The sequence below is a fragment of the Cellvibrio sp. BR genome, assembly GCF_000263355.1.
In the GTDB taxonomy this organism is placed as follows: Bacteria; Pseudomonadota; Gammaproteobacteria; order Pseudomonadales; family Cellvibrionaceae; genus Cellvibrio.
The window spans coordinates 1-25,553 of the sequence record NZ_JH668203.1 but is presented as its reverse complement, the minus strand read 5'-3'; the positions used below and the strand labels follow the sequence as shown (position 1 = coordinate 25,553).

Sequence of the window (25,553 nt, the reverse complement as noted above, 5' to 3'; positions counted from 1 at the left end):
TTTTGCTCTTGGGTGGCGCACAAATAGGCTTGTAGTCGTAAATTTTTGTTAAAAATCTGCGCAAATAATCTTCAAAATTCAGATTTTTTGGTTATAAGGCACTTATTTCGCTTGGGTTTTTTGGCGTCTTAAGTGCTTTCTTCGAGATCATTTTTGTACCGTTAAGGGACTTACCGGGATTTCAGGTGCCTTGTTCATTCTTCTATATATAGATGCTTTACGACGGCGCTAGTGGATGCCCCTATATTGCTTGCTTACCCAAGCCTGATAGCCGGGATGAAAAACCTGTCTGATTTACTGCTAAATCCAGTACAATGGCGGCCTTTTTTCCCATCCCCCGATGCTGAGGCTCTTCCCACTATGCTGATTCTGCGTGGCGCTCCCGCTCTTTCCAGTTTCCGTACACAAAAACTCCTGACCACCCTGCAACAGCGCGTGCCTGCAGTCACTGGTGTCAGCTCCGAATTTGTGCACTTCGCCAACCTATCTGCGCCGTTGAGTGTGGAGCAATTGCAGGTATTGCAGCAACTATTAACCTACGGCCCGAAAGTCGAAGGGGAAGTGAATCACGAAGGTGAGTTATTTTTAGTAGTGCCGCGCTTGGGTACTATTTCACCTTGGGCTTCCAAGGCGACCGATATCGCCAAAAATACCGGTCTGGATACCGTAAAGCGTGTTGAACGCGGTGTTGCCTATTATGTGCAGGGCGCTATTTCGCCGGCCGATCGCGCCACCATTATTGCGGTATTACACGATCGTATGGTGGAAACCGTGTTTGCTAGCCTGGAAGCCGCAGAGCAAATTTTTACCGCGCAACAGCCTGCACCACAAACCAGTGTAGATATCCTCGGCGGTGGGCGCGACGCGTTGGTTGCTGCTAATAAATCACTCGGTTTGGCCCTCGCCGATGACGAAATTGATTATCTGGTTGATGCCTTTAATACCCTCGGCCGCAACCCCGTCGATGTTGAGTTGATGATGTTTGCGCAGGCAAACTCTGAGCACTGCCGCCACAAAATCTTTAATGCCTCCTGGACTATCGACGGTGTTGAGCAGGAGCGCAGTCTGTTCAAGATGATCAAAAACACCAATGAAGTGGGTGGTGAAGATGTGCTCTCGGCCTATGCCGATAACGCTGCGGTAGTGGTTGGTCACGAAGCAGGGCGCTTCTACCCCAATCCAGCTACCAAAGCCTACGAATACCATCAAGAACCTATTCATCTATTAATGAAGGTGGAGACTCACAATCACCCCACGGCGATTTCGCCTTTCTCGGGCGCCGGTACTGGCTCCGGCGGTGAGATTCGCGATGAAGGTGCGGTAGGCCGCGGCTCCAAACCCAAAGTGGGTTTGAATGGTTTCACTGTATCCAACCTGCAGATCCCCGGTTTTGAGCAACCGTGGGAACAGAACTACGGCAAACCCGGTCGCATCGTGACTGCGCTGGATATCATGATTGACGGCCCACTCGGTGGTGCGGCGTTTAACAACGAATTTGGTCGCCCGAATATTTGCGGCTACTTCCGCACCTTTGAAGAAGACTTCGACGGTGAGCGTCGCGGTTACCACAAGCCCATTATGTTGGCGGGCGGCTATGGCAACATCAAAGCTGAACATATCGAAAAACCGCCCTTTGCCGCGGGTTCAAAATTGGTGGTGCTCGGCGGCCCGGCGATGCTAATTGGTTTGGGTGGTGGAGCGGCATCTTCCATGGCATCTGGCTCTTCCTCGGAAGATCTGGATTTCGCCTCGGTGCAACGCCAAAACCCCGAAATCGAACGCCGCTGTCAGGAAGTGATCGACGCCTGCTGGCAACAGGGCGACAACAACCCTATCGCCTTTATTCACGATGTGGGTGCGGGTGGTTTATCCAACGCTTTCCCTGAGCTGGTAAAAGACGGCGGCACCGGCGGCAAGTTTGAACTGCGCAATGTGCCTAATGACGAACCGGGCATGAGCCCCTTGGCGATCTGGTGTAACGAATCGCAAGAGCGCTATGTATTGGCGATTAAACCGCAGGATCTGGCGCGTTTTGAAACCATTTGTCAACGCGAGCGCGCACCCTACGCCGTAGTGGGCGAGGCGACCGATGAGAAACACCTGCTGGTCAACGACAAACACTTCGACGCCAAACCCGTCGATCTGCCTATGTCTGTGTTGTTTGGCAAGCCGCCCAAAATGCACCGCACGGCGCACTCCCATAGCGCCGCTGTAGCGCCTTTCTCGACTGAAGATATCAATATCAACGACGCCGCCGAACGTGTACTTAAACACCCAGCTGTGGCGAGCAAAAACTTCCTGATTACCATCGGCGACCGCTCGGTCACCGGCATGGTGGTGCGCGATCAAATGGTTGGCCCATGGCAGGTGCCAGTGGCTGACTGCGCCGTGACTACTGTGAGTTACGACAGCATTAAAGGCGAAGCCATGAGTATGGGCGAGCGCACCCCGCTGGCACTGCTTGATGCGCCTGCGTCTGGCCGTATGGCAATTGCCGAAGCCATTACCAATATCGCTGCGACTCGCATTGAAAAACTTTCTGATGTGAAGTTGTCAGCCAACTGGATGTGTGCGGCGGGCCATAAAGGTGAAGACGAAAAACTCTATCGCACTGTACAAGCCGTGGGAATGGAACTCTGCCCAGAGCTGGGTATTACCATCCCGGTAGGTAAGGATTCCATGTCCATGCGCACCGCCTGGAAAGATGACGGCCAAGACAAAGCCGTTACCGCCCCATTGTCGTTGGTGATTTCTGCCTTTGCGCCGGTGGTGGATGTACGTCAAACCCTGACTCCGCAACTGCGTACCGACAAGGGCGCTACCGACCTGATTCTGGTTGACCTGGGTAATGGCAATAACCGCTTGGGTGGTTCGATCCTGGCGCAGGTTTACAACCAAATGGGTGATGTAGCCGCTGACCTGGATTCTGGCACCCAGCTCAAAGGTTTCTTTAATGCGATGCAGGCGAGCCTTGCCGCCAATGAAATCCTCGCGTACCACGATCGCAGCGATGGCGGTTTGTTTGCCACTGTGGCGGAAATGGCTTTTGCCGGTCATACCGGTGTGGATATTTCACTGGATGGTCTGGGCGATGATGCACTCGCCGTTCTGTTCAGCGAAGAGGCGGGCGCTGTGTTGCAAGTGGCACGGGATAAATCCGCCGCGGTACAAGCGCGTTTTACCGCCGCCGGCATCAGCCATGTGCGTGTGATTGGCCAATTAAACGACGAAGATACCTTGCGTATCAGTGCCAACAACGCGGTGATTTTTGATCAGGCGCGCGCTGCACTGCAAAGCCTCTGGGCGGAAACCAGCTACCGCATTCAAGCGCTGCGCGATAACCCTGCCTGCGCGCAATCTGAATTCGACGGCATCCTCAAGTCAGATCCCGGTCTGAGCGTAAAACTCAGTTTCGATCAAAACGAAGACGTTGCCGCACCCTTTATCAATACTGGCGTGCGCCCGAGCATTGCTGTACTGCGTGAGCAGGGTGTAAACGGTCATGTGGAAATGGCGGCGGCGTTTGACCGCGCTGGTTTTAACGCCGTTGATGTACACATGAGCGATTTGCTCTCTGGCCGTGTATCGCTTGCAGCGTTCAAAGGTTTGGTGGCTTGCGGCGGTTTCTCTTACGGTGACGTACTGGGGGCAGGCGAAGGCTGGTCCAAAACCATTTTGTTCAATAACAAAGTGCGTGATGAGTTCGAATCGTTCTTCTACCGCAATGACACTTTCAGTTTGGGGGTATGCAACGGTTGCCAAATGATGTCCAACCTGAAAAACCTGATTCCCGGCGCCGATCACTGGCCGCGTTTTGTGCGCAACCTGTCTGAACAATTTGAAGCGCGTTTTAGCCTGGTGCAGGTGCAGGAATCGTCATCGGTATTGTTTAAGGGTATGGCGGGTTCCCATATGCCGGTCGCTGTGGCTCACGGTGAAGGCTATGCCGAATTTGCCAATGCGGATGCACTCAAACGTTGCAACGAGAGTGGCACAGTGGCAATGCGTTTTATCGACAACCACCTAAACGCCACCGAAACCTATCCGGCCAACCCCAACGGTTCGCCGCTGGGTATCACCAGTGTGGCCAGTAAGGATGGTCGCGTGACGATTATGATGCCGCACCCGGAGCGGGTATTCCGTTCCGTCACCAACTCCTGGAAACCGGATGATTGGCAAGACGACGGCGCCTGGTTGCGTTTGTTCCGCAACGCGCGGGTGTTTGTGGGCTAATATCCACTACTGCAAAAAACAAAGGGGGCTTCGGCCTCCTTTGTCGTTTCTGATGGCGTTGTTTTTATTTCCCTTCCTGAAAAACTCTTTTCTCTTTTCTCTTTTCTCTTTTCTCTTTTCTCTTTTCTCTTTTCTCTTTTCTCGCTTGCTGTCTGTGTATATCTGTGCATATACTGTGTATATCAAATATATACAGATAGAGGTGTGCGTGACTGAGGAGCTGTTTCTCTCGCAAAACGATAGTCGCCCCATGTACTTGCAAATCATGGCGCAGATTAAACAAAAAATCCGTGTGGGCGATTGGCCTGCAGGGCACCCATTGCCGTCTATTCGTGAACTGAGTGCGCAAACCAAAGTAAGTGTAATTACGGTCAAGCGCGCTTACAGCGAACTTGAAATGGAGCGGGTGATAGTCACCCAGCCGGGACGGGGCTCTTTTGTTGCCGCGCAGGCTGATTTGCCAGGTGTATTAGCGCAGCATGAATTAACGCTGCAAATTAATGAGCTGGTAAACAATGCTCTTGCACTGGGTTTGGATGAAGCAGGAATTATTGCACTTATTCAGCAGGCTATAGCGGCACGCAAATAAGTTAATAAATGACTGTGATTTTTTAGGCGAGGGTTTTTAAAAGGTCTGATTATGGAAAATGCAATTGAACTTCAAAATGTGTGCAAGCGTTATCCGGATTTTTATTTGGATAATCTGAGTCTGCAATTACCGGTCGGGCAGGTGATGGGGTTGGTGGGGGTTAATGGCGCCGGCAAATCTACTACTTTGCGTTTAGTCATGGGATTGATTCAGCCAGACAGTGGCAGCGTGCATGTCTTGGGCCAGAAGTTACCGGAGCAGCAGGTAGCGGTAAAACAGCAAATCGGTTTTGCTTCTGATGATATGCGGCTTTACAAAAGTGAAACCCTGCGCTGGCACATGCAGTTCATCCAGTCAATTTATCCCTCATGGGATCCAACATACGCAGCCCATTTATTAAAAATATTTGATTTGCGTGTGGACCAAAAAATGAAAGGTTTTTCACACGGGCAGCGTGTTAAAGCGGGCTTGCTACTGGTGCTGGCGCGGCGCCCCAAACTTGTGGTCTTGGATGAGCCTACAACTGGGCTTGATCCCGTTGCCCGTGAAGAAGTATTAACGGAGCTTGCCGCTATTCTGCGCGATGAAGATCGCAGCGTTTTGTTTTCATCACACAATACGCAAGATATAGAACAGCTTTCTGATTCGATTAGTTTTGTGCACAAAGGGAAGTTGCTGGACTCGCAAGATAAAGAGACCTATCTGGAGCGCTGGCGAAGAATTCTTTGTACCAGCAGTATGGATCCTACCGGTCTCGAATTATCAGGTTTGGTGCGCGTCAAACATAACGGTTCCTTGCAAGAAATTATTGTTAATCAATTTACAGAATCCACGCTTGCCCATTTGAGTGCGCAAGGTGTCAATGTAACCAGTGTAGAGCCTATGACGCTGGAGAAAATTTTTGTCGCTACAGTAAAAGCAGGAGTGAATTCATGAGTTACACACTGAACTTACCGGTGGTTAAACAATTAGTTGCCAAGGATTGGTATCTGCAGCGGAAATTTATCGTGTTGTATACCTTGGCTGGCATCGCTGCGTTGAGTTTTATCAGCCTTGGCGAGTGGCAGTTCGTAATGGGCTCCACTTTGTTAATGAGCGCTGTTATTGGTATGGGGAATCATCAAATTAGCAGCACTATTATTAATGAGCGAAAGGAACATACCCTGCCTTTTATTATGAGTTTACCTGTTACACCCGTTGACTACGCACTGGCTAAATTAATTGCCTGTATGACGCTGTTTGTTTTTCCTTGGTTGTTGATTGTAGCTGCGACCATATTTGTATTTAGTGCTAGCCCAATACCCGATGGATTGCTACCACTGTGTTTAATTTTGGCGTTGTATTTTTTATTGAGTTACTGCCTGACGTGGGCTACGGGGATGATTAGTGAGTCGGATGGCATGGTGTTATTTGTAATGATTTTTTTAAACTGCATGATTGGTCCGATGATTTATATGGTTGCCCGGATAGAGAGTATTCGCACACACTTATTTAGTTCGCAGGCGGTATGGAGTAGTGAGGCACTGGGTATTATTGCTGTGCAGTTGTCCTTTTTAGCAGTTGCATTGCTGGTTGCATTTGTGTGGCAAGCGCGCAAGGAAACGTTTTTATAAATAGCTGTAATGAATAGCGATAATTAAAAAGGGAGGTGAAAGCGATGGTAACTACACGGCTTTATTATATGGATAACCTGCGCGCACTGGCGATGTTGACGGGTGTATTTTTTCATGCGGCGTTGGCCTATAGCCCCAAATTACAGGCACTCTGGCCAGCGGCAAATACTGAGCAATCATTGCTGCTGGATTGGTTTTCCTGGTTTTCACATCTATTCAGAATGCCTTTGTTTTTTCTGATCGCCGGTTTTTTTGTGGCTTATTTAGTGGCGCGGCGCGGGGTGGTTGGTATGTTAAAAAATCGCGCGCTGCGAATTTTATTGCCGTTTATTATTTTTCTGCCGCTGTGTATGGTCGCCACTTTCATTCCTTTGTTAACGGCTACCAATGAGGTTGAAAATAAGTCAGCAATTATGCTGATGATTCTGGAGGCAATGCAAAACCCTGATGCCCCGCGCCCACCACCCACTACGATGCATTTGTGGTTTTTATATAACCTGATTTATTTTTGTGTATTGGTGTGGTTGTTGCGCATTGTTAACTGGCAGTGGGCGAGCAATTTTTTGGCTCGTTTAACACCCGGGTTATTTCTCTTAATCATACCCTTGGTACTATTGCCCGGTGCATTGTTGATTGCTTCGCCCAAGCCCGCCCCGGAAAGTTTTATACCCCAATTATGGTCTTTTGGCTTTTTCGGATTATTTTTTGTGTTGGGTTATTGGATTTTCACTCAGGAAAATTTTATTGCGCGCTTCAATGTTTATGCCTTCAGGATTCTTCTTGCCAGCACTGCGTTATTTGCGCTTTATTATTATCACTTACCCGTGCAGATGGATTTGATGGCGCCGCCTTTAGCGTTGTGGAAGAAATTACTTCTGGCAGTGTGTGAAGTTTATATTGCGCTGTGGATGACATTGGTGTGTTTAATTTATGCCAGACAATTTCTGGATTCCCATCACCGTTGGATGCGGCTTATCGCCGATAGCTCTTACTGGATTTACATCATTCATTTGCCGATTATTTTTGCCCTGCAGTACCCTTTGATGGATAAAAATTGGGGGGTCTGGGCGGAGTATGGGCTGACGCTGGCAGCAACTTTTGCGGTAGGTATGGCGAGTTATTTGTTGCTGGTGCGTTGGACACCAATCGGTTGGATGTTGAATGGTCGAAGGTAACCTTGTTACAGTCTTGGTAATCCAGTAGGGTTGCTGTCAAACTACAAAATATTACAAACTTGACCGGGAGGCCTCTGCTTCCCGGTTTGCTTTTGTGCTTCAATAACTTGGAGTCACTTGGCAGTTTGGCCTTATGCCACCAATAAGGTTGCGGGTTATGCAACCAATGAACCCTTGATTGCGAATAACGTCTTATAAACATGCGGTACAACCAATGACTGTGACTGCCGCGGCTAGCATACAGTTTCAGTCCCCCGAACTACAGGCAGGTAATGTGATGAAACGTTTAATGAAAAATCTCAGTGTCAAACTGGTGCTAATTGCACTGGCTACTGGTGTGATTAGTGGTTGTTCAATGACTAAGCCCCATGAAAAAGACGCGGCGCTGAAAGCAGATCAAGCGGGGTTGAGTGCGGTGGAAGACAGCCGTTTTGATGGCACCTTTGTTGCGCCCAATGCGCAATTTGCGCAATACAGTAAATTATTGGTCGAGCAGTTGGATTTGAGTGAGGTCAAAATCCGCAAGCAGTCCACGGACAAGATTAACGACACGCCGTGGGAGCTGAGCGATGCCGATCGCCGCTATTATCAGGAGCGTTATACCGAGGCGTTAATGACGAACCTGATTGTCGATGGCCGTTTTGCGACATCCTTACAGACGGGCGCGGATGTATTGCAAGTAAAAGCAAAAGTGCTGGAGATTGCGCCATTGGCGAGTAAAGACGACTCCAAAGGTCGCCCGACGATGATGAAAGTGTACAGCGAAGGCATGGGGACTATGACGTTGGAGCTGACACTGGTGGATTCAGTGTCAGGCGATGTGCTGGCGATTATTACTGATCGTCGCGATTTGGGGCGTATTTGGGAGGAGAACAATCGCGTGACTAATAATGTCCAGATCCGTCTGGCGTTTAACCAATGGTTGCGCAATTTGCGCACTGAGTTGGATCGTCTGGCTGCTAAATAAACCACACGGGCAATTAAAAAGGGGAAGGTCATCGCTGACCTTCCCCTTTTTATTTAGCTGCCGATGCTACGTGCCGGCTGTTACAGATCGTCCAGATACTTCTCGGCATCCAGCGCAGCCATACAGCCAGCCCCAGAGGAAGTAATCGCCTGACGGTAAATGTGGTCAGCCACATCGCCGGCAGCAAATACACCGGGAATATTGGTTGATGTCGCATTACCTTCCAGGCCACTTTTTACCTTGATGTAGCCATTGTGCATATCCAATTGGCCTTCAAAGATGTCAGTGTTGGGTTTGTGGCCAATGGCGATGAATACACCAGCGACATCAATCTCTTGCGTCGCGCCGTCTTGAGTGCTCTTCAAGCGCAGGCCGGTCACGCCGGAGTCGTTACCCAAAACTTCTTCCAGTTGATGATTCCAAATCACTTTGATGTTGCCATTAGCGACTTTGGCCATCAGCTTGTCTTGCAGAATTTTTTCTGATTTCAGTTTGTCGCGACGGTGAATCAGCGTTACTTCACTGGCGATGTTAGACAAATACAGCGCTTCTTCCACGGCGGTATTACCACCACCGACCACGGCAACTTTTTGACCGCGATAGAAGAAACCATCACAGGTGGCGCAGGCGCTAACACCCTTGCCCATAAAGGCTTCTTCGGAGGGCAAGCCGAGGTATTGAGCTGAAGCGCCGGTAGAGATAATCAGCGCATCACAGGTGTAGGTATTGGAACCGATCAGTTTGAATGGGCGCTCGGTCAGAATAGTTTCGTGAATGTGGTCGAATACTATTTGGGTGTCAAAACGCTCGGCGTGTTGCTGCATTTGCACCATCAAATCCGGGCCTTGCAGGTCGTGAACACCGCCGGGCCAGTTTTCCACCTCAGTGGTGGTAGTTAATTGACCACCTTGTTGCATGCCAGTGATCACAACGGGTTTGAGGTTCGCACGGGCGGCGTAAATAGCAGCGGTGTAACCGGCAGGGCCGGAGCCGAGAATAATTAAACGGTGGTGTTGTACGTCACTCATAGGGAATCCTTGAAATTAAAACAAAACAGGAGGTCAAACCAAAGGGTCTTTGCAATGTGGGGGCATGATAGGCGAATCGCAATGGCGGCGCAAAATTGTCTGGTTCAATCTGTCGTATTGGGTTTGGCTATTTGCTGGAGCTGACTGTCTGTTGACCAGGTCAGGTGGGGCTGTGCTTGGCTGTTGTTGAGTGGTGCGCCGCCGGAGCAGCGCACCCTTAGCCGGTGAGTGCGCCCAATACCGAGAGACGCTTATTCCACTCGGCTGCATTGTGATCGCGTAAGAATTGCTCAAATGCGGCGGGTGGAAGGGGTTTGGAGAATAAATATCCCTGCAGTAAGTCGGCACCATAATCGCGGCAAAGACGCGCCTGCTCGCGGGTTTCTACGCCTTCCACGACCACAATCAGATCCAGGCTTTTGGCAAACACAATCATGGCGCGCAGAATCCGGCAATCAGCCAGATTAGTGGGCACGTCCTGCACAAACTTGCGATCAATCTTCAGGGTGCGTGCGGGTAATTCTTTCAGGTAGGCGATGGAGGAATAGCCGGTGCCAAAATCATCTACCGCGATATCGATGCCGTAGTCGCGAATCATCTGCAGTTTTTCTGCGGTGCGCCCCAGGTTTTCAATCAGGATCGATTCGGTAATCTCCAGGCTGACGCAATGTCCGGGCAGGCCGGTAGCAGTAAGGTCTGCAATAATAGCGCGATAGAGATCATCGTCAGTCAGCAGTTGGGCGCAGACATTAAATTTCATGTTGAACTGCTCATCCACCAATCCGTCTTTGCGCCATTTCGCCAGTTGTTTGCAGGCATTTAAACGGCTGCGGGAGTCAATTTCACCAATCAGGCCAATCTCCTCAGCGAGGGTGATGAATTCGCTTGGTGGCAGTATGCCGCGCTCGGGGTGATCCCAGCGAATCAGGCCTTCGGCGCCGCAAACTTCAAAGGTTTGTGCATCGACAATGGGTTGGTAGAACAAAATAAAGTGATCGGTAGGAATCAGTGCGCGTAATTCTTTTTCGAGGTGAATGCGCTCCTGCATTTGCGCTTGCATCGCCGGTGAAAAAAATTGGTAATTGTCGCGCCCGTCTTGCTTGGCGCGATACATGGCCATATCCGCAGCTTTGAGCAGATCGCTGGCGCTGTCACCGGCTTCCGGGTAGGTGGCAATGCCAATACTGGAGGAGATGCTGTGCTCATAATTGCCCACAATAATGGGGCGGCGCAGGTCCTCTAAAATACGTTGTGCAAGCTGGCTGATGGCTTCGTGGGTTTCAAAGTTATGGGCCAGAATCGCAAACTCATCGCCACCCAAACGGCACACCACATCGCCCGCGCGCACCACATCAACCAAACGTTTAGCCACTTCCATCAAAACCTGATCACCAATTAAATGGCCTAGGCCGTCATTGATAAATTTGAAGTTATCCAAATCCAGAAAGAGCAGGGCAAGTTGATCTTGCTGGCGTTTGGTGCGCTGAATTGCAGCACGCAGGCTCTCATCAAAATAGTAGCGATTGGCAAGCCCGGTGAGTGAGTCATTTTCGGCCAGCGCACGTAGGCGCTGGTGGCTCTCTTGTAACTGATGTTCCAATTCATGACGTGTGCGTGCATGGGTGATGGCGCGGGTCAGGTGTTTGTGAGCAATCTCCGATTTGAACAGTACATCCTGGGCACCGGCCTCAATAAATTCGCGCTCCAGATCTTCGTCGGCGCTGGCGCCGGTGAGGATAATTACGGCAGCGTGGTGATTGGGGTGTTTGGCGAGAAGTTGCAGCACTTCCATACCGTCGATATCGGGCAGGCGATAGTCAAGCAGGACAGCGTCAAAATCTTCGCTATCAAATTGCGCAAGGCCCTCGCTCGCGGAGCAGGCCTGAGCAATGGTGATATCCCACTCGGTTTTTTTAAACGTTCGAATGATCGCCAGGCGATCCAATTCGTTGTCATCAATCAGTAATAGCTTCATGCAGATTAGGTCTCCTATTCTTAATGCCCGTTATTAAACCCTGGTGCTAAAGCTAGGGGGCTATTGTTCGGGATGTGGTAGCTCAATCACACGCCAATAGTGATCAAGCAACCCAATCACCTGCATAAAATCGCTGTCCATACGCTGTTTAAGTAAATAGCCGGCCACATGTTCACGGTAGGCTGCCAAAATATCCTCGTCCGATTTGGAGGTGGTCAGTACAAAAACGATCGCATGGGTTAGTTCCGGATCGGCGCGTAATACCTCCAAAAATTCAATACCGTTCATGCGCGGCATATTGATATCCAACAGAATAATGTAAGGGCTTGGCACATTGCCATTACGCAACATTTCAAGGGCCTCCACACCATCTTTGGCGCGGTAGAGCGGGTTAAGCAATTTCAGTTTATGTAATGCACGCCGCAACGCCGTTGCGTCTATATCATCGTCGTCGATGATAAGAAGACTGACAGTTTTAAACTGGCTTGGGTTTAAATTCGGATAGAAGTTATCAGTCATCTTTTACGCCTTTGTCTATGTGTTGCGGCCAGCTGAAATAAAAACAGCAGCCGCGTCCTTCTGACACAAGTTTGATGTGACCGCCGTAGGTGGCGACAATTTTTTTATCAGTGCGAGGCCCATGCCGCTACCTTCCAATTCATCGCGTGGTTTCAGCGTTTGAAACATACCAAATACTCGCTGCTGAAATTTCTCGGGGATGCCGGGGCCATCATCACATACACTGAATTCATAATATTGATTAGGCAGTAGTTGGTAATTGATACGAATAACACCTTCATCGCGATCGTGATGTTTAATTGCATTGGAAAATAAATTGCGTAGCACTTGTTCAAAGGGCGTGCTCAAAGTGCTGAAACAGGGCAGGTTCTCTGCCAATTCAAGGCGCAGCCCGGCTTTGGTGTTTTGGATGTCAAATAACTCTCTGGCCATTTGCGCAACATCTACCTCAACCAGATTGCCATCGGTTTTGCCTGCGCGATAAAAGGTGAGCAAATCATCCAGTAGTTTTTCCATGCGCTGAATGCGATTGCGCAACATGGTGGTGTGTTTATTCACCTCGGAAAATTGTTTTTCCTCAAGATCTTCTTCAATCCAGGTGGATAATTGGGCAATGCCCCGCAGCGGCGATTTCAAATCGTGTGAAGCAACATAGGCAAATGTTTCAAGTTCTTTATTTGTCTGTGCAAGTTGTAAATTGATTTTCTCCAGTATTTTTTGGTGACTGGCCAGTAGTGCTGTTGATTTGTTGCGCTCGTCAATATTTTGTGCGAATACTTTGAGTGTTCTGGCCATGTCACCAACATCTTGGGGGTGATCCAGAAAGGGAATCTGAATGTTGGCATCGCCCTGTGCCAGCTCGAGCATAGCAACGCGAATTTTTTGCAGCTGCCAGCTTAAACTGCGGGTAATAAGTGCGGCGACCAAAACTCCCGCTAACAAAAAGCCTAGCATAACTACCAGCATTAAATTGCCTGCATGTTGCTTGGTGAGTAGTGCCTGATCGTTTAACGCATGCATTTCGGTCTGCGCCTGCGCAATGATTTCATCACATAAATTTTCAATTTTCTGGGTGTGGGCTTGGCTGTCTTCCAGAGCAATTTTGCGATAATAGTCGACATTGCCTGCGGCCAATTGTTGATAAGTATCCAGTAATAACTCTTGCCAATCCTTTAATGTGCTGCGCAGTTGTGCGCTGGCAATTAGGTGCTGCGGTTGTTGTTCAAGCTGTACCAGTTCAGCCACAATTTTTTGCCCGGAGCTAGTTATAAAATCAGGCAAATTACGTTCTTCCATTAACTCTGGCGCTACCGCTACATCTTTGATGCCACGATTCAGCTTGCTCACATGGGCTTTGATGCGCAACATTGCATTGTTTACTTGCACTGGCCCGGAATAAAGTTGTTGCGAAATAGTCGCCACACTATTTATTTGCAGCATGGCAATAGAGCCTATAGCGACAAATAACAGGCTCATAAAAATAAAACCGGTCACTAACCGGTTAAAAAAATTAAGCCGGTTAAATGCATTGATTGCTGCTGAATAGCGCAGCGTAATAATTGCCAATGCAAATGCAATTAACCCAATAACTGTGTGAGGCGCTAATTTAATTCCCAGCCATACGTAATTGGGTAACAAGCCAAAACCCTGCCCGAGTACTGCGGCAGTGGCAATTAAAATTAATAACAAGCAAATCAACGTGGCAATTAACGTTGCAATACCATCCGTCGCGCGCCCTAATAACAATGCGGCGCCGGCTAATAAAAATGCGCTGCTGGTGGTGGGTGATATGGGCTGGTGGTGAATGGGTGAGTCACTCAGAAAAATCTCAAACCAATCAGTAGTGTGTAACTCCATGCTAGTGAGTAAATCGAGCAGGGTGAGTAACCCAATGCCCCACAGCACAACAACGCTGTACACCAAAGTTCGCTGCCATTTTTTAACAATAGCGAGTAAGCCCAAGCCGCAGGCGATAAATCCCAATGCAGTGTTGTATGCCATTAGCGTGGCAAAGGGGTGAATAGCATCCAGCAGGCGAGGGGCGTGCCAGGTGGCGAGCACGGTTACTCCCACAAGTATTAGTAGGCTTGCTGAGCCCAGCATTACCACCGGGCGCTCCTTCAAAAGGTTAAAAATTCCGTACATGGTTGCTTAGTCCGTTACTCTTTAAAAATTCCCCAACTTGTATGTTTAATACGATGACAAGTGAAAAAACCTCCAGCTATAAGGCTAGAGTCTAGTTCAGGTAATGAGAAATACTCTCGAAAGTTGTGAGCATAAAAAAATAATTAGTATTTATCGTTTTATATATTTTGTAGCGATAAAAAAGAGATATTTTTCTCAGCTTAATAACAATCTGACAGTTGTTTTCAATCAAACTGCAATAAGTTGGTATAAGCTTGAGAAGTAGTGAAATTTAAGGACTTAATCTTCGCTTTTAATGTTGAAATTGACGACAAGTGTGGTTTTTGTTGTTATGGTTAATTCTCACTGTATCGATTTCAGCTGCCCATTCAGTTAATTCAGTAAAACAGTTAATAACAAAAACACAGTGGTTCCTGCACCGCAGGATCGATAAAGCAGTTAACTCCATGCAATCGTTCAACAATAAGCTCAAAACCTGGCTGGCAACCCAATGCCAAATGCTCGGTGGCGTCAGTGCCGCCATGCTGGTTCAGGTCAATAATGGAACTCAACATCTACTTGCCAGGTGGCCGGGTGCGGACGCGATAAGCGAGCCGCTGCGCATGCTATTGGCACAGGTGGTAATAAAACAGCGCTTACAGTTGGAGCAGGTGGATGAGCATCATTACCGCCTTGCGCATCCGTTAATTATCGATGGTAACTTTTGGGGAGTGGTGGCATTGGAAGTGAGTGTCGCCGATAAAAAAGCACTCACCGGAATGCTCAAAGAACTCAAGTTGGGGCAGTTCTGGTTGCAATTTTTGTTGCATCAGCAGAGTGATTCGCCCCCACTGGAACGGGAAGTACAAGAGGTGCCAGCAACCACACCAGCTGCTGACTATCAACTCGCCGCCTTACAGCTGGGCACCATTTTATTAAAAGAAAATTCCCTGCAAGAAGTGGCGATTAGTTTGGTCAATATGGTTGCGTCGCAGTTGGGGGCTACGCGCGTGAGTTTGGGTTTATTGCACAAACAAACACTGCGCCTGCAAGCGGTGTCTTACTCGGCGCACTTTGATCCGCGCACCCAAGCAATGCAGGCAGTGACTGAAGCGATGAATGAAGCGCTGGAGCAGGGGCTTAGGATTAGCTACTCCCCGATGGAACCTGCGGACGAGACCATGGCGGTGGCGATTACTCGCGCTCATCAGCAATTGCAACAATCACAACAATTGCAATCGGTTTCCAGCTTTCCAATTCGTAAAGGTGATCGCCTGCTGGGCGTGCTTACAATCGAGTTGGACAAACAGACAAAACTTAGTCAGACACAACAGTTGTTTATTCAGGCGGCGCTGCATTTTGCTGGCGGTCTTATCGCTTTACGGCAGGATGCGGGCGCCGGGTTTAAACAACTGGTGGCACGCAGTATTGGCCAACGTATGCAGCGCTGGTTTGGGGTAGATGCTTGGCGCAGTCGTGTGGTATTAGCCGCTGCACTGCTGTTACTGATGGGGTTATTTGTGCCGATCAGTTATCGCATTACTGCTGATGCCAGGTTACAGACAAGCGAAAAATATCTGGTGGTATCTCCACAGGACGGTTATTTGGGCGAGGTATTGGTGCGCCCCGGCGACAGTGTGACTAAAGCAGCGTTGCTCGCATCCTTAAAGGATGAGGATTTACTGCTGGAGCGACGTAAATTGGCGAGTCAGGTACAGCGCTATCGCCAAGCCTATGATGCGGCTCTGGCGAATTCTGATCGTGTTGAAGCGGCAATTGCCAACGCACAAATGGATCAGGCGGCCATTCAATTGCGTTTAATCGAGCAACAATTGCAGCGCACCCAGCTGCTTGCGCCTATCGACGGCATTATCGTGTCAGATGATATTTCGCAAAAGCAGGGCGCTCCGGTAAAACAGGGTGATGTGTTATTTGAGTTGGCGGCGGCGAACGATTTTATCGTGCAGCTTTTCGTGGATGAACGCGATATCGCAGCGCTTGTGCCCGGTCAAGAAGGGCAAGTGAAATTGTCTAGTTTACCTAATCAACTTTTCTCTGCGCGTGTAAAAACCATTACGCCGATCAGTGAAGTGCGAGAAGGGCGCAATTACTTTCGCGTGGAATTGTTGTTGATGGCTGATGCAGCAAGTGATGACGACAGTATAAAAAATCTGCTGCGCCCCGGCATGACCGGCTCAGGCAAAATTACCGTTGGTAAACGCGCGCTGGGCTGGATTTGGTTTCACGATCTCTGGCACTGGCTGCGTTTAAGTTTATGGTGGTGACATTATGAATGACGCCCAATCACATGATGTTAATCCTGCTTGGCAGCGGCTCGAATCATTACGTCCCTCATTGCCGCGACACATTCATATCCAACGCCGCGATTACAATGGTGAGCGCTGGTATTTATTGCAAGATAAAAGTAATGGTCGCTTTCATCGCTTGAGCCCACCAGCGTGGCGTTTAATTAGCGCGATGGATGGGCGAAATAATTTAACGCAGGTTTTATCCGCTGCTGCCAAACCAGAGTTTTATACCTGTGCGGAGGATGTGCCCACGCAGGATGATCTAATTCACCTGTTGCAATATTTGCATGTGGCTGATTTATTGGTGTGCGATTTACCGCCCAGCACGCGCGAATTATTTGCGCGACAAGAACAGAAAAAGCAGCAGCGCTGGCTGCGCTTATTAATGAACCCGCTCACATGGCACCTGCCACTCGGCAACCCCGATCGTTTGCTCAATAAACTCATGCCCCTAGCGCGATTATTGGCGAGCCGCACAATGGGCATCTTGTGGTTGTTTGTAGTGGGTTACGCATTATTGCAAGCCGGTAATCATTGGAGTGAACTCACGCAAGGGCAGTTGCAGCGTTTGCTGTCGCCGGGAAATTTGTTGTTGCTCTGGCTCACCTATCCATTTTTTAAAGTGTTGCATGAGTTGGGTCACGGATTATTTACCAAAGTCTGGGGCGGCCAGGTGAATGATTGCGGGGTGGTATTTGTGGTGGGTACACCCTTACCCTACGTGGATGCGAGTGCCGCGACCGGATTTCAATCCAAACGCCAGCGACTAATGGTGGGCGCCGCTGGTATGGCGGTGGAAATATTTTTAGCGTCGCTTGCACTGTTATTGTGGATCCAAGTTCCCTCCGGTTTTTTCAGTGATTTTTTATACAACATCATTATTATCGGCAGCGTGTCCACATTGTTTTTTAATGGCAATCCGCTCATGCGTTTTGACGGTTACCACCTGCTCACTGATGTATTTGATTTACCTAACCTTGCTACCCGCGCCAATCAACAAGTGAGTTATTTGTTGCGCCGCTATGCCTATGGTGTAAGCGAGATTTTCTCCCCGGCACAGACAAATCGTGAAGCAGCGGTGCTCACGTGCTACAGCATTGCCGCATTTGGTTATCGCCTGTTTATTTTGTTTTTTATTATTTTATTGGTGGCGAGTTATTTCCCCCTGGCGGGTTTGATTGTTGGCGCTTGGCTGATTTTCTTTCAATTGTGTTGGCCGCTAATAAAAGCGATACGTTTTTTAATGGCTGATAAACAATTATTGGCGGTGCGTCAGCGTGCGGTGACAATCACCGGTGCCTTTGTGTTGGCTTTTTTCTCTTTTCTCTTGTGGGTTCCTATGCCGGAATCGACTTCTGTTGAAGCTGTTATCTGGTTGCCGGAAGAGGCGCGGGTAAAAGTGGAATCCAGCGGCGAAGTACAGGAGGTGTTGGTTAATAATGGCGATCAGGTTACACAGGGGCAAGTGTTGGTGCGTTTGCACAATCCTGCGCTCACTACCAATTTAGCAGTGCAGCAAGCGCATCTCCGCGAATTTGAAGCGCGTTATCAACAGGCATGGGTCAGTGATCGCACCCAGGCGCAATTACTACAGCAGGATATCGATGCCATCAGTGCTGAAATCGAATTGTTGCAATCGCGAGTGAACAGTCTGGTGGTGCGTAGCCCCACCGCCGGAACAGTACGCCTATTGCGTCAGCACCATTTGCCGGGCAGCTTTTTTCCACAAGGCGATGAACTGGCGATTATTGAGCGCGCAGACAAGGTGCGCGTGCGCACTGCCTTGTTACAAGAAGAGATAGGTTTGGTGCGTCAGGCCACACGTCATGTTTCAGTTCGTTTAGCGAGTAATCCTTCACGCCATATTCATGGTGAGCTTTTGCAGCAACTGCCAATCGCCACTTTCGAATTGCCGAGTCAAGTGCTGGGGGCACAGGGCGGAGGCAGGCTTGCGGTAGATGCGCAGCAACCCAGCGGAACCCGTGTGACTGAGCAAGTATTTTTGTTGGATATAGTGCTGCATGATTTTCAGCAAATGGGACATTATGGTGAGCGTACCTATGTGAAGTTTTCACACCCGGCACGGCCCTTGTTAGCGCAGTGGTACAGTACTTTGCAACAAGTATTCATTCGTCACTTCTCTTAATGTTCTTTTGAACTATATTTATATACAAATAATTTTTTATAACGAGTCAACTATGTTCAGATCTATCCTAAATATGTCCGTTCGCACTAGTGATTCTGGTTGCTTGCCTCTACTGGCGTTATGCAGTGTTGTGAGTAGCTACGCCAGCGCGCAAACCTCTGAGCCGGCACAATTAAATTGCCGGATTGAACCTTCGGTAGTAGTGGAAATGAGCAGCGCGGTTGAGGGCGTAATCAGTGAAGTATTAGTGGATAAAAACGATTCAGTAAAAAAAGGGGAGGTAGTGGCCCGCCTGGATGCCGGTTTGGAAATGGCCACCGCTGAATTGCGTCGTGTGCAAGCGGAATTGATAAGCGATGTACAAGCCCAGCAGCTGGCAGTTGAATTTAGCAAACGCTCGCTGGAGCGTGTTACCGATCTTTACGAGAAAAAAGCCGCTTCTTTTTCAGAGCTGGATAAACTCAAAACTGAATATGCAATTGCCCAACAACAATTACAGCAGGCGCTCGATCGCAAACGCCAAGCCGAACTTGAACACAATCGTGCGCTGGCTGATCTCAAGCGTCGCACATTGGCGAGCCCTATTGATGGGGTGGTGGTAGAGCGTTACAAACAGCCCGGTGAACACATTGATTTTGAACCAGTGCTTAAACTTGCCCAGCTTGATCCACTGCGTGTGGAAGTATTTGCGCCTGCAAGCCTTTACGGCAAGGTACAAGCAGGTATGACGGCTACAGTGGTACCAGAGCTGGGTGCATCCACTAAAAGTTATGACGCTAAAGTGATTCTGGTTGATCAAGTGATTGATGGGCCGAGTAATACTTTTGGTATTCGCTTGGCATTTCCCAATCCGGGTAACCGTTTACCCAGTGGTTTAAAATGCCGTGTTACCTTTGAAGGCGTCACGTTAAATTTATTGGATACCCAAAGCTTGCCGTGAATCACGTAAACGATGTTTCGATTAAGGTTAAATTTTTTAATTTTTGCTTTCCTTATATTATTTAGTTGTGAGCAGGGTGATTGTTAAAAATATGTGCCATGCTTGATCCTCAAACCACATAAGAAAAAAATTCAAGAAGATAAATATTATAAAAGTGCGAAAACGCACTCCGTTTCTAGAAGAGCTGACGATAGTTTTACGATGGTAGTAGTTGATGTTTTCCATGGCTTGGAATCCATCGCTCTGCCACAGGGATGCAAGTTGGTGAGAACCACACCTTAACCCTGTTTGTATCTATGCAAGAGGCGGGTACAAATAACAAGACTCGATACTGCTCATGTCCAAGTTGTCGCGCCACAAGCGCCCCCTGATTGAAACGCTTGAACCCCGGTTGCTATTTTCTGCAACTGCAGATATCGCCGTATTTGACGATGGCAGTGCAGATATAACGCAGTTATCGGAAGCTGCTGCCAAACTCGATTTGACCGCCATCTATCTGCCACCTGCAGATCCGTTATTGGATGAACAAACCGCTGCTCAACGAATCACGAGCTTGGTGGTTGTGGATACTGCTGTCGAAAATTATAAGCAGTTAGTGGAGGATATTCGCCAACAACATTCGACAGGTGATTTGGAAATTGTTTACCTTGATGCCAACATTGATGGCGTCGTTCAAATTGCGCAACAGCTGACACAATTTTCCCGGCTTGATTCGCTGCACATAATTTCTCACGGCGCGAATGGCTCTGTTGCACTGGGCAGTACATTGCTCAGCACCAATAATCTGTTTCAGTATGAAGATGAGTTGAGCGCTTGGCGTACTGCATTGGGTGAAAATGCTGATATTTTAATTTACGGCTGCGATGTGGCCGCGACTGTGCAGGGGCGCGAATTTATTGCAGAACTTGCAGCGCTAACCGACGCGGATGTCGCTGCAAGTGATGATGCAACGGGCCATAACACATTAAGTGGTGATTGGGATTTAGAGTTTTCAGTAGGTAGTATTGAACAAACTGTTGTTGTAAGCACGACGGTGCAAGAGGCGTGGGTTGGCGTTTTAGCGTCTACTCATTATATTAATATTCAAGGGGGAACTAGCGTTCAATCAGTGTCGTCGATTAGTGGTGTAGGTCAATCCTTTCTTTATGATAGCCCCGGTGCAACTTATACCGTTAACCAGATCAGTGTGCAGCTGCGTGTGGAATCTGGTGCTGCCAATCAGGACATCACGATTCAATTATTGGATGGCGGATGGAATGATGCATCACCGCTGGCTACACAAACGATTAATTCCGATCAGTTAGACAGCACTTTTGGTTGGAAAACCTTTAATTTTGGTGATGTTGTACTTAACGATAATCAAACCTACATTATCAAGATAACCACCAATAATGCCGATGGGAAAGTTTCTGTCGCCTACAAAAGCGATGCCTGGAATAACTCGGAAATGATTGTAAACGGCACAGGTAATAGCAGTGCCGATTTGAATTTTTTGCTTTCATACAATAATGGCAGTAATCAGGCTCCGGTGAATACCGTGCCGGGTGCGCAATCTACCAATCAAAATACGCCGTTAATTTTTAGCTCAATTTACGGCAATCAAATTCAAGTAGCCGATGCCGATGCATTCCCCAACGATCTTGAAGTGACTCTAAATGCGGCGCAGGGTTCGTTCAGCCTTGCACAAACCACAGGCTTAACATTCATTGGTGGTGATGGCACCAATGATTTCTATATGTTATTCCGTGGCTCAGTAGCTGAAATTAATGCGGCCTTATCCACTATTACTTATACACCGGTAAATAATTTTGTTGGTGGCGATACTTTTAGTATCACGACAAAAGATCTGGGATTAAGCGGTGGCTTACAAGACACAGATAATATTGCAATCACTATTAATAATGTTAATGATGCCCCAACAGTTGTTATTGCTGAAACTAGTTATGCTGTTGATGAGCAGGCACTATTAGATTTGCATGGTACCGGCATAGTGATCAATGATTCGGATGGTGATACGTTAACTGTGACTGTCGAAGCGCCATCAACTTATAGTCAATTCACTGCGGTAGTTGGCGCTACCGGCGTGATTATTTCATCCGGCAATGCTACCAATGTATTAACCCTCACTGGCACATCAACACAATTGAATAATTTGTTTGCCGGTAATAATGGTGGCACGCTGACTTATCGCTTGGCTGGAGATACACCTTCGGCAACGCAACAGTTAACCATTTCTGCCAGCGATGGAAGCTTGAGTGCAAATGATTCGGCATTAATTAATATCACTGCGATTAATGACAGCCCTGTAAATACTGTGCCCGGTGCACAGGTGGTTAATGAAGATAGCGATTTGGTCTTTAGCGCAGGCAACGGCAATCAAATTCAAATTTCTGATCCGGATGCGGAGAATAATGTTATTGAGGTTACTTTAGTGGTAACTAATGGCATCTTAACGTTTGGTGGAGTGGGTGGTCCCACCACAGACCCGATTGATGGCACCAATGACTCGACCATTCAGGTTCTAAGTACTCGCGATAACCTTAACGCTTTTTTGGCAACAATAATTTACACCCCTACTGCAAATTTTCACGGTAGTTCAGTATTAACCATCACCACCAATGACTTGGGTAATAGTGGTACTAGTGGCGCGCTTGAGGATACAGACACCGTCAATATTACGGTCAACCCAGTTAACGACCCGGTTACACTTGCGAATCCAATCGTCAATCAAATTGCTACCGAGGAATCACTATTCAGTTTCACTTTTGCCGCAGATACTTTCGCTGATGTTGATGGGGATCTACTCACTTACACTGCTACTTTAGCAAATGGCGATGCGCTTCCCGCATGGTTGCATTTTAATGCAGGCACACGCACGTTTAGTGGAGTTCCTGACGATGGGGATGTAGGTTTTATTAGCGTTAAAGTCACGGCTAATGACGGAAATGGTTCAACAGCAGATGATACCTTTGATATTACGATTAACGGCGTCAACGACGATCCTTTCGTCAATATTCCCGTTCCCAATCAAAACGCCACAGAAGATTCTGTGTTCACTTATATCTTTCCCGCCAATACCTTTGGTGACGGCGATGTGGGCGCGACCTTTAGCTACACCGCAGAATTGGCTGATGGTGGTGCATTACCTGCGTGGTTAAATTTTGATTCGGCAACACGTACTTTTAGCGGTACACCTACTAACAGTGATGTAGGAACTATTTCAGTTAAATTAATTGCAAATGATGGTGCAGGCGGAACCGCTAACGATGTTTTTGATGTTGTAATTGCCAATACCAATGATGCGCCCACAGTGGCGAATTCTATTGGAAATCAAACGGCCACCGAAAGTGCACTGTTTAACTACACCTTTCCAATTAACGCTTTCAGTGATCAGGACCTTGGTGATAGTCTGACTTATTCGGCCACCTTGGCAGGTGGCGGTGCACTACCGGGATGGTTGAGTTTTGATTCAGCGACGCGTACTTTCAGTGGTACTCCATCCAATGGTGACGTGGGCACAATTAGTATTAGCGTAACTGCCGATGATGGCGAAGCGACTGTGTCAGATACATTTGATGTAGTTATCGGCAATGTAGACAATTCTCCTTTTTTAATTACGCCCATCCCCAATCAAAATGCAACTGAAGATGCTGCATTTAATTTTCAGTTTGATAATTCAACCTTTGATGATCCGGATGTTGGCGATACGCTAACTTATACTGCCACTATGGCGGATGGAAGTGCACTGCCAGCATGGCTAAGTTTTGATGCGGTTACACGTACTTTTTCAGGCACACCAGCCAATGCTGATGTGGGTACAATTTCAATTAGAGTGACCGCTGATGATGGTAACGGTGGGACACCCGCAACAGATACTTTTGATTTAGTTGTTGCCAACACTAACGATGCTCCAACTGTTGCCAATCCAATCCCCAATGCAAACGCAACCGAAGATGCTGCATTTAATTTTACTTTTGCAGCAAATACATTCGCGGACCAAGATGTAGGTAATGCACTCACTTACAGCGCACAAACTGGCGGTGGTGGTGCATTACCGGCATGGTTGAATTTTGACGGAGCTACGCGAACTTTTAGTGGCACGCCTACGAATGCTCATGTGGGTACTATATCTATTGATGTGATTGCCAATGATGGAAATGTTGGCACAGTCACAGATACTTTTTCTATCACTGTTGCTAACACTAACGATGCGCCTATCCTTGCCAACGCAATTCCCAATCAAAATGCAACGGAAGATTCTGCATTTAATTTCCAATTTAACAGCAATACCTTTTCCGATGTGGATGTGAGCGATACATTGACCTACAGCGCGCAGTTAGCTGGCGGTAGTGCCTTACCTGCGTGGTTGAGTTTTGACCCCGTTACGCGCACCTTTAGTGGCACGCCGCTGAATGCGCATGTTGGTACTGTATCTATCGAGGTAATTGCCGATGACGGCAACGGCGGTAGTGTAACGGATACATTTACTATTACGGTTGCAAACACTAATGGCGCCCCCAGTGTCACCATTACTGCCACTGATTATTTTGCAGATGAACAAACCCCGATTGATTTGCACGGAACTGGAATTAGTGTTGCTGATGTAGATGGCGATGCATTAACAATCACGCTGACTGCTGAGGGTAGCAATAGTAATCTTGCTGCAACAGTTGGCACTACAGATGTGGTAATTGTATCGGGCGTGAATACGAATACGTTGGTACTCACAGGTACCGCTGCACAACTCAACGATTTGTTTGCAGGCAATGGCGGTAGCACACTTACTTATCGCCTTTCAGGCGATACCCCTGTTGCAACACGCATGCTTACCATTAGCGCCAATGATGGCAGTTTGTCGGGCAGTGACACAGCCACGATAAATATCACCGCGCTGAATGATGCACCTGAAAATACTGTGCCCGGTGGACAAGTCACGAGTGAAGATACATCACTGGTTTTCAGCTCAGTAAATGGCAATAGAATTCAAATAGATGATCTGGATGTTGGTGCGGGTAATTTACAGGTTACTCTTTCGGTAACGAATGGCACATTAACACTTGATGGTACTACAGGTTTAATTTTTACCACTGGCGATGGCACCAACGATAGCAGTCTGGTATTTAGTGGCACTAAAACTGATATTAATAATGCACTTTCAATTCTGACATTTAACCCAACAACGGGTTACAACGGCACTGCGGTATTAGCAATTACTACAAGCGATTTAGGTAATAGTGGTAGCGGTGGCGTTTTGATAGACAGCGACACAGTTAATATCACTATCACCGCCGTAAATGATGCCCCCACAGTTGCGAATACCATCCCCAATCAAAACACAGCCGAAGATTCTGCGTTTAACTTCCAATTCAATATCAATACATTTGCGGATTCTGATGTTGGCGACACTTTAACTTACACCGCGCAATTAGCTGCCGGCGGAGCATTACCTGCTTGGTTGAGTTTTGATCCCGTTACTCGCACCTTTAGCGGTACACCAACGAATGGTGATGTTGGAACGGTATCGATTGATGTTATTGCCGATGATGGTAATGGCGGTACTGTAACGGACACGTTCAATATTAGTGTCGCTAATACTAACGATGCCCCCACAGTTGCGAATGTAATTCCTGATCAAAACGCGACGGAAGATTCTGCGTTTAATTTCCAGTTCAACAGTAATATATTTGCTGATTCTGATGTTGGCGACACTTTCACTTACACCGCTCAGTTAGCTGGCGGCGGAGCATTACCTGCATGGTTGAGTTTTGATCCCCTTACTCGCACTTTTAGCGGCACACCCGCAAATGGCGATGTTGGAACGGTATCAATTGATGTTATTGCCGATGATGGCAATGGCGGTATCGTAACGGACACGTTCAATATTGTTGTCGCTAATACTAACGATGCCCCTATAGTTGCGAATACCATCCCCAAT

14 protein-coding genes are annotated in these 25,553 nt (G+C 48.0%); 10 read left to right on the top strand and 4 right to left on the bottom strand.

Features of this window, described 5'->3' with window-relative positions:
* The first annotated feature begins 360 nt into the window (after positions 1 to 360).
* The 6 genes from purL to O59_RS13295 all read left to right on the top strand — a co-directional run bounded on the left by purL (position 361) and on the right by O59_RS13295 (position 8,577).
* Entirely contained in the window at positions 361 to 4,233 is a 3,873-nt protein-coding gene (gene purL, locus O59_RS13325; protein ID WP_040392679.1) for a phosphoribosylformylglycinamidine synthase, read from the top strand.
* Positions 4,234 to 4,441: 208 nt separating this feature from the next.
* A complete protein-coding gene (locus tag O59_RS13315; RefSeq protein WP_198284807.1) occupies positions 4,442 to 4,822 on the top strand; it encodes a GntR family transcriptional regulator in 381 nt (126 codons plus the stop codon).
* A 51-nt stretch (positions 4,823 to 4,873) separates the two neighbouring features.
* Positions 4,874 to 5,758, top strand: a complete 885-nt coding sequence (locus O59_RS13310) for an ABC transporter ATP-binding protein (RefSeq protein ID WP_007643584.1) — start codon at positions 4,874 to 4,876, stop codon at positions 5,756 to 5,758.
* On the top strand, positions 5,755 to 6,435 hold the full coding sequence (locus O59_RS13305; RefSeq protein WP_007643583.1) for an ABC transporter permease: 681 nt from the start codon (positions 5,755 to 5,757) through the stop codon (positions 6,433 to 6,435). Before O59_RS13310 ends, O59_RS13305 begins: the two co-directional genes overlap by 4 nt.
* 44 nt (positions 6,436 to 6,479) lie before the next feature.
* Positions 6,480 to 7,610 carry an acyltransferase family protein gene (locus tag O59_RS13300; RefSeq protein WP_040392674.1) on the top strand — a complete coding sequence of 377 codons (1,131 nt, stop codon included), beginning with the start codon at positions 6,480 to 6,482 and terminating at the stop codon, positions 7,608 to 7,610.
* A 214-nt stretch (positions 7,611 to 7,824) separates the two neighbouring features.
* On the top strand, positions 7,825 to 8,577 hold the full coding sequence (locus tag O59_RS13295) for a DUF3313 family protein (RefSeq protein WP_232283091.1): 753 nt from the start codon (positions 7,825 to 7,827) through the stop codon (positions 8,575 to 8,577).
* Positions 8,578 to 8,657: 80 nt separating this feature from the next.
* Here O59_RS13295 and trxB read toward each other — a convergent pair whose 3' ends face one another.
* From trxB to O59_RS21075, 4 genes are all read right to left on the bottom strand, one after another.
* Positions 8,658 to 9,605 carry a thioredoxin-disulfide reductase gene (trxB, locus tag O59_RS13290; RefSeq protein ID WP_007643580.1) on the bottom strand — a complete coding sequence of 316 codons (948 nt, stop codon included), beginning with the start codon at positions 9,603 to 9,605 and terminating at the stop codon, positions 8,658 to 8,660.
* Between the two features lie 217 nt (positions 9,606 to 9,822).
* Positions 9,823 to 11,580, bottom strand: coding sequence for a bifunctional diguanylate cyclase/phosphodiesterase (locus O59_RS13285; protein WP_007643579.1), 1,758 nt, complete (start codon positions 11,578 to 11,580; stop codon positions 9,823 to 9,825).
* A 60-nt stretch (positions 11,581 to 11,640) separates the two neighbouring features.
* Positions 11,641 to 12,099: a response regulator gene (locus O59_RS13280; protein ID WP_007643577.1), complete on the bottom strand. Its 459-nt coding sequence runs from the start codon at positions 12,097 to 12,099 to the stop codon at positions 11,641 to 11,643.
* Positions 12,100 to 12,114: 15 nt separating this feature from the next.
* On the bottom strand, positions 12,115 to 14,244 hold the full coding sequence (locus O59_RS21075; protein ID WP_157152581.1) for an ATP-binding protein: 2,130 nt from the start codon (positions 14,242 to 14,244) through the stop codon (positions 12,115 to 12,117).
* 446 nt (positions 14,245 to 14,690) lie between these two features.
* On the opposite strand from O59_RS21075, the gene O59_RS13270 reads away from it, so the two are divergent.
* From O59_RS13270 to O59_RS13255, 4 genes are all read left to right on the top strand, one after another.
* Positions 14,691 to 16,508, top strand: coding sequence for an efflux RND transporter periplasmic adaptor subunit (locus O59_RS13270; protein WP_040392672.1), 1,818 nt, complete (start codon positions 14,691 to 14,693; stop codon positions 16,506 to 16,508).
* A gap of 4 nt (positions 16,509 to 16,512) precedes the next feature.
* Positions 16,513 to 18,678 carry an efflux RND transporter periplasmic adaptor subunit gene (locus O59_RS13265; protein WP_007643571.1) on the top strand — a complete coding sequence of 722 codons (2,166 nt, stop codon included), beginning with the start codon at positions 16,513 to 16,515 and terminating at the stop codon, positions 18,676 to 18,678.
* A 52-nt stretch (positions 18,679 to 18,730) separates the two neighbouring features.
* Positions 18,731 to 19,618, top strand: a complete 888-nt coding sequence (locus O59_RS13260) for an efflux RND transporter periplasmic adaptor subunit (protein ID WP_157152580.1) — start codon at positions 18,731 to 18,733, stop codon at positions 19,616 to 19,618.
* A gap of 337 nt (positions 19,619 to 19,955) precedes the next feature.
* Positions 19,956 to 25,553 (top strand): putative Ig domain-containing protein (locus O59_RS13255; RefSeq protein WP_040392669.1); only part of this gene is annotated, 5,598 nt, incomplete at its 3' end.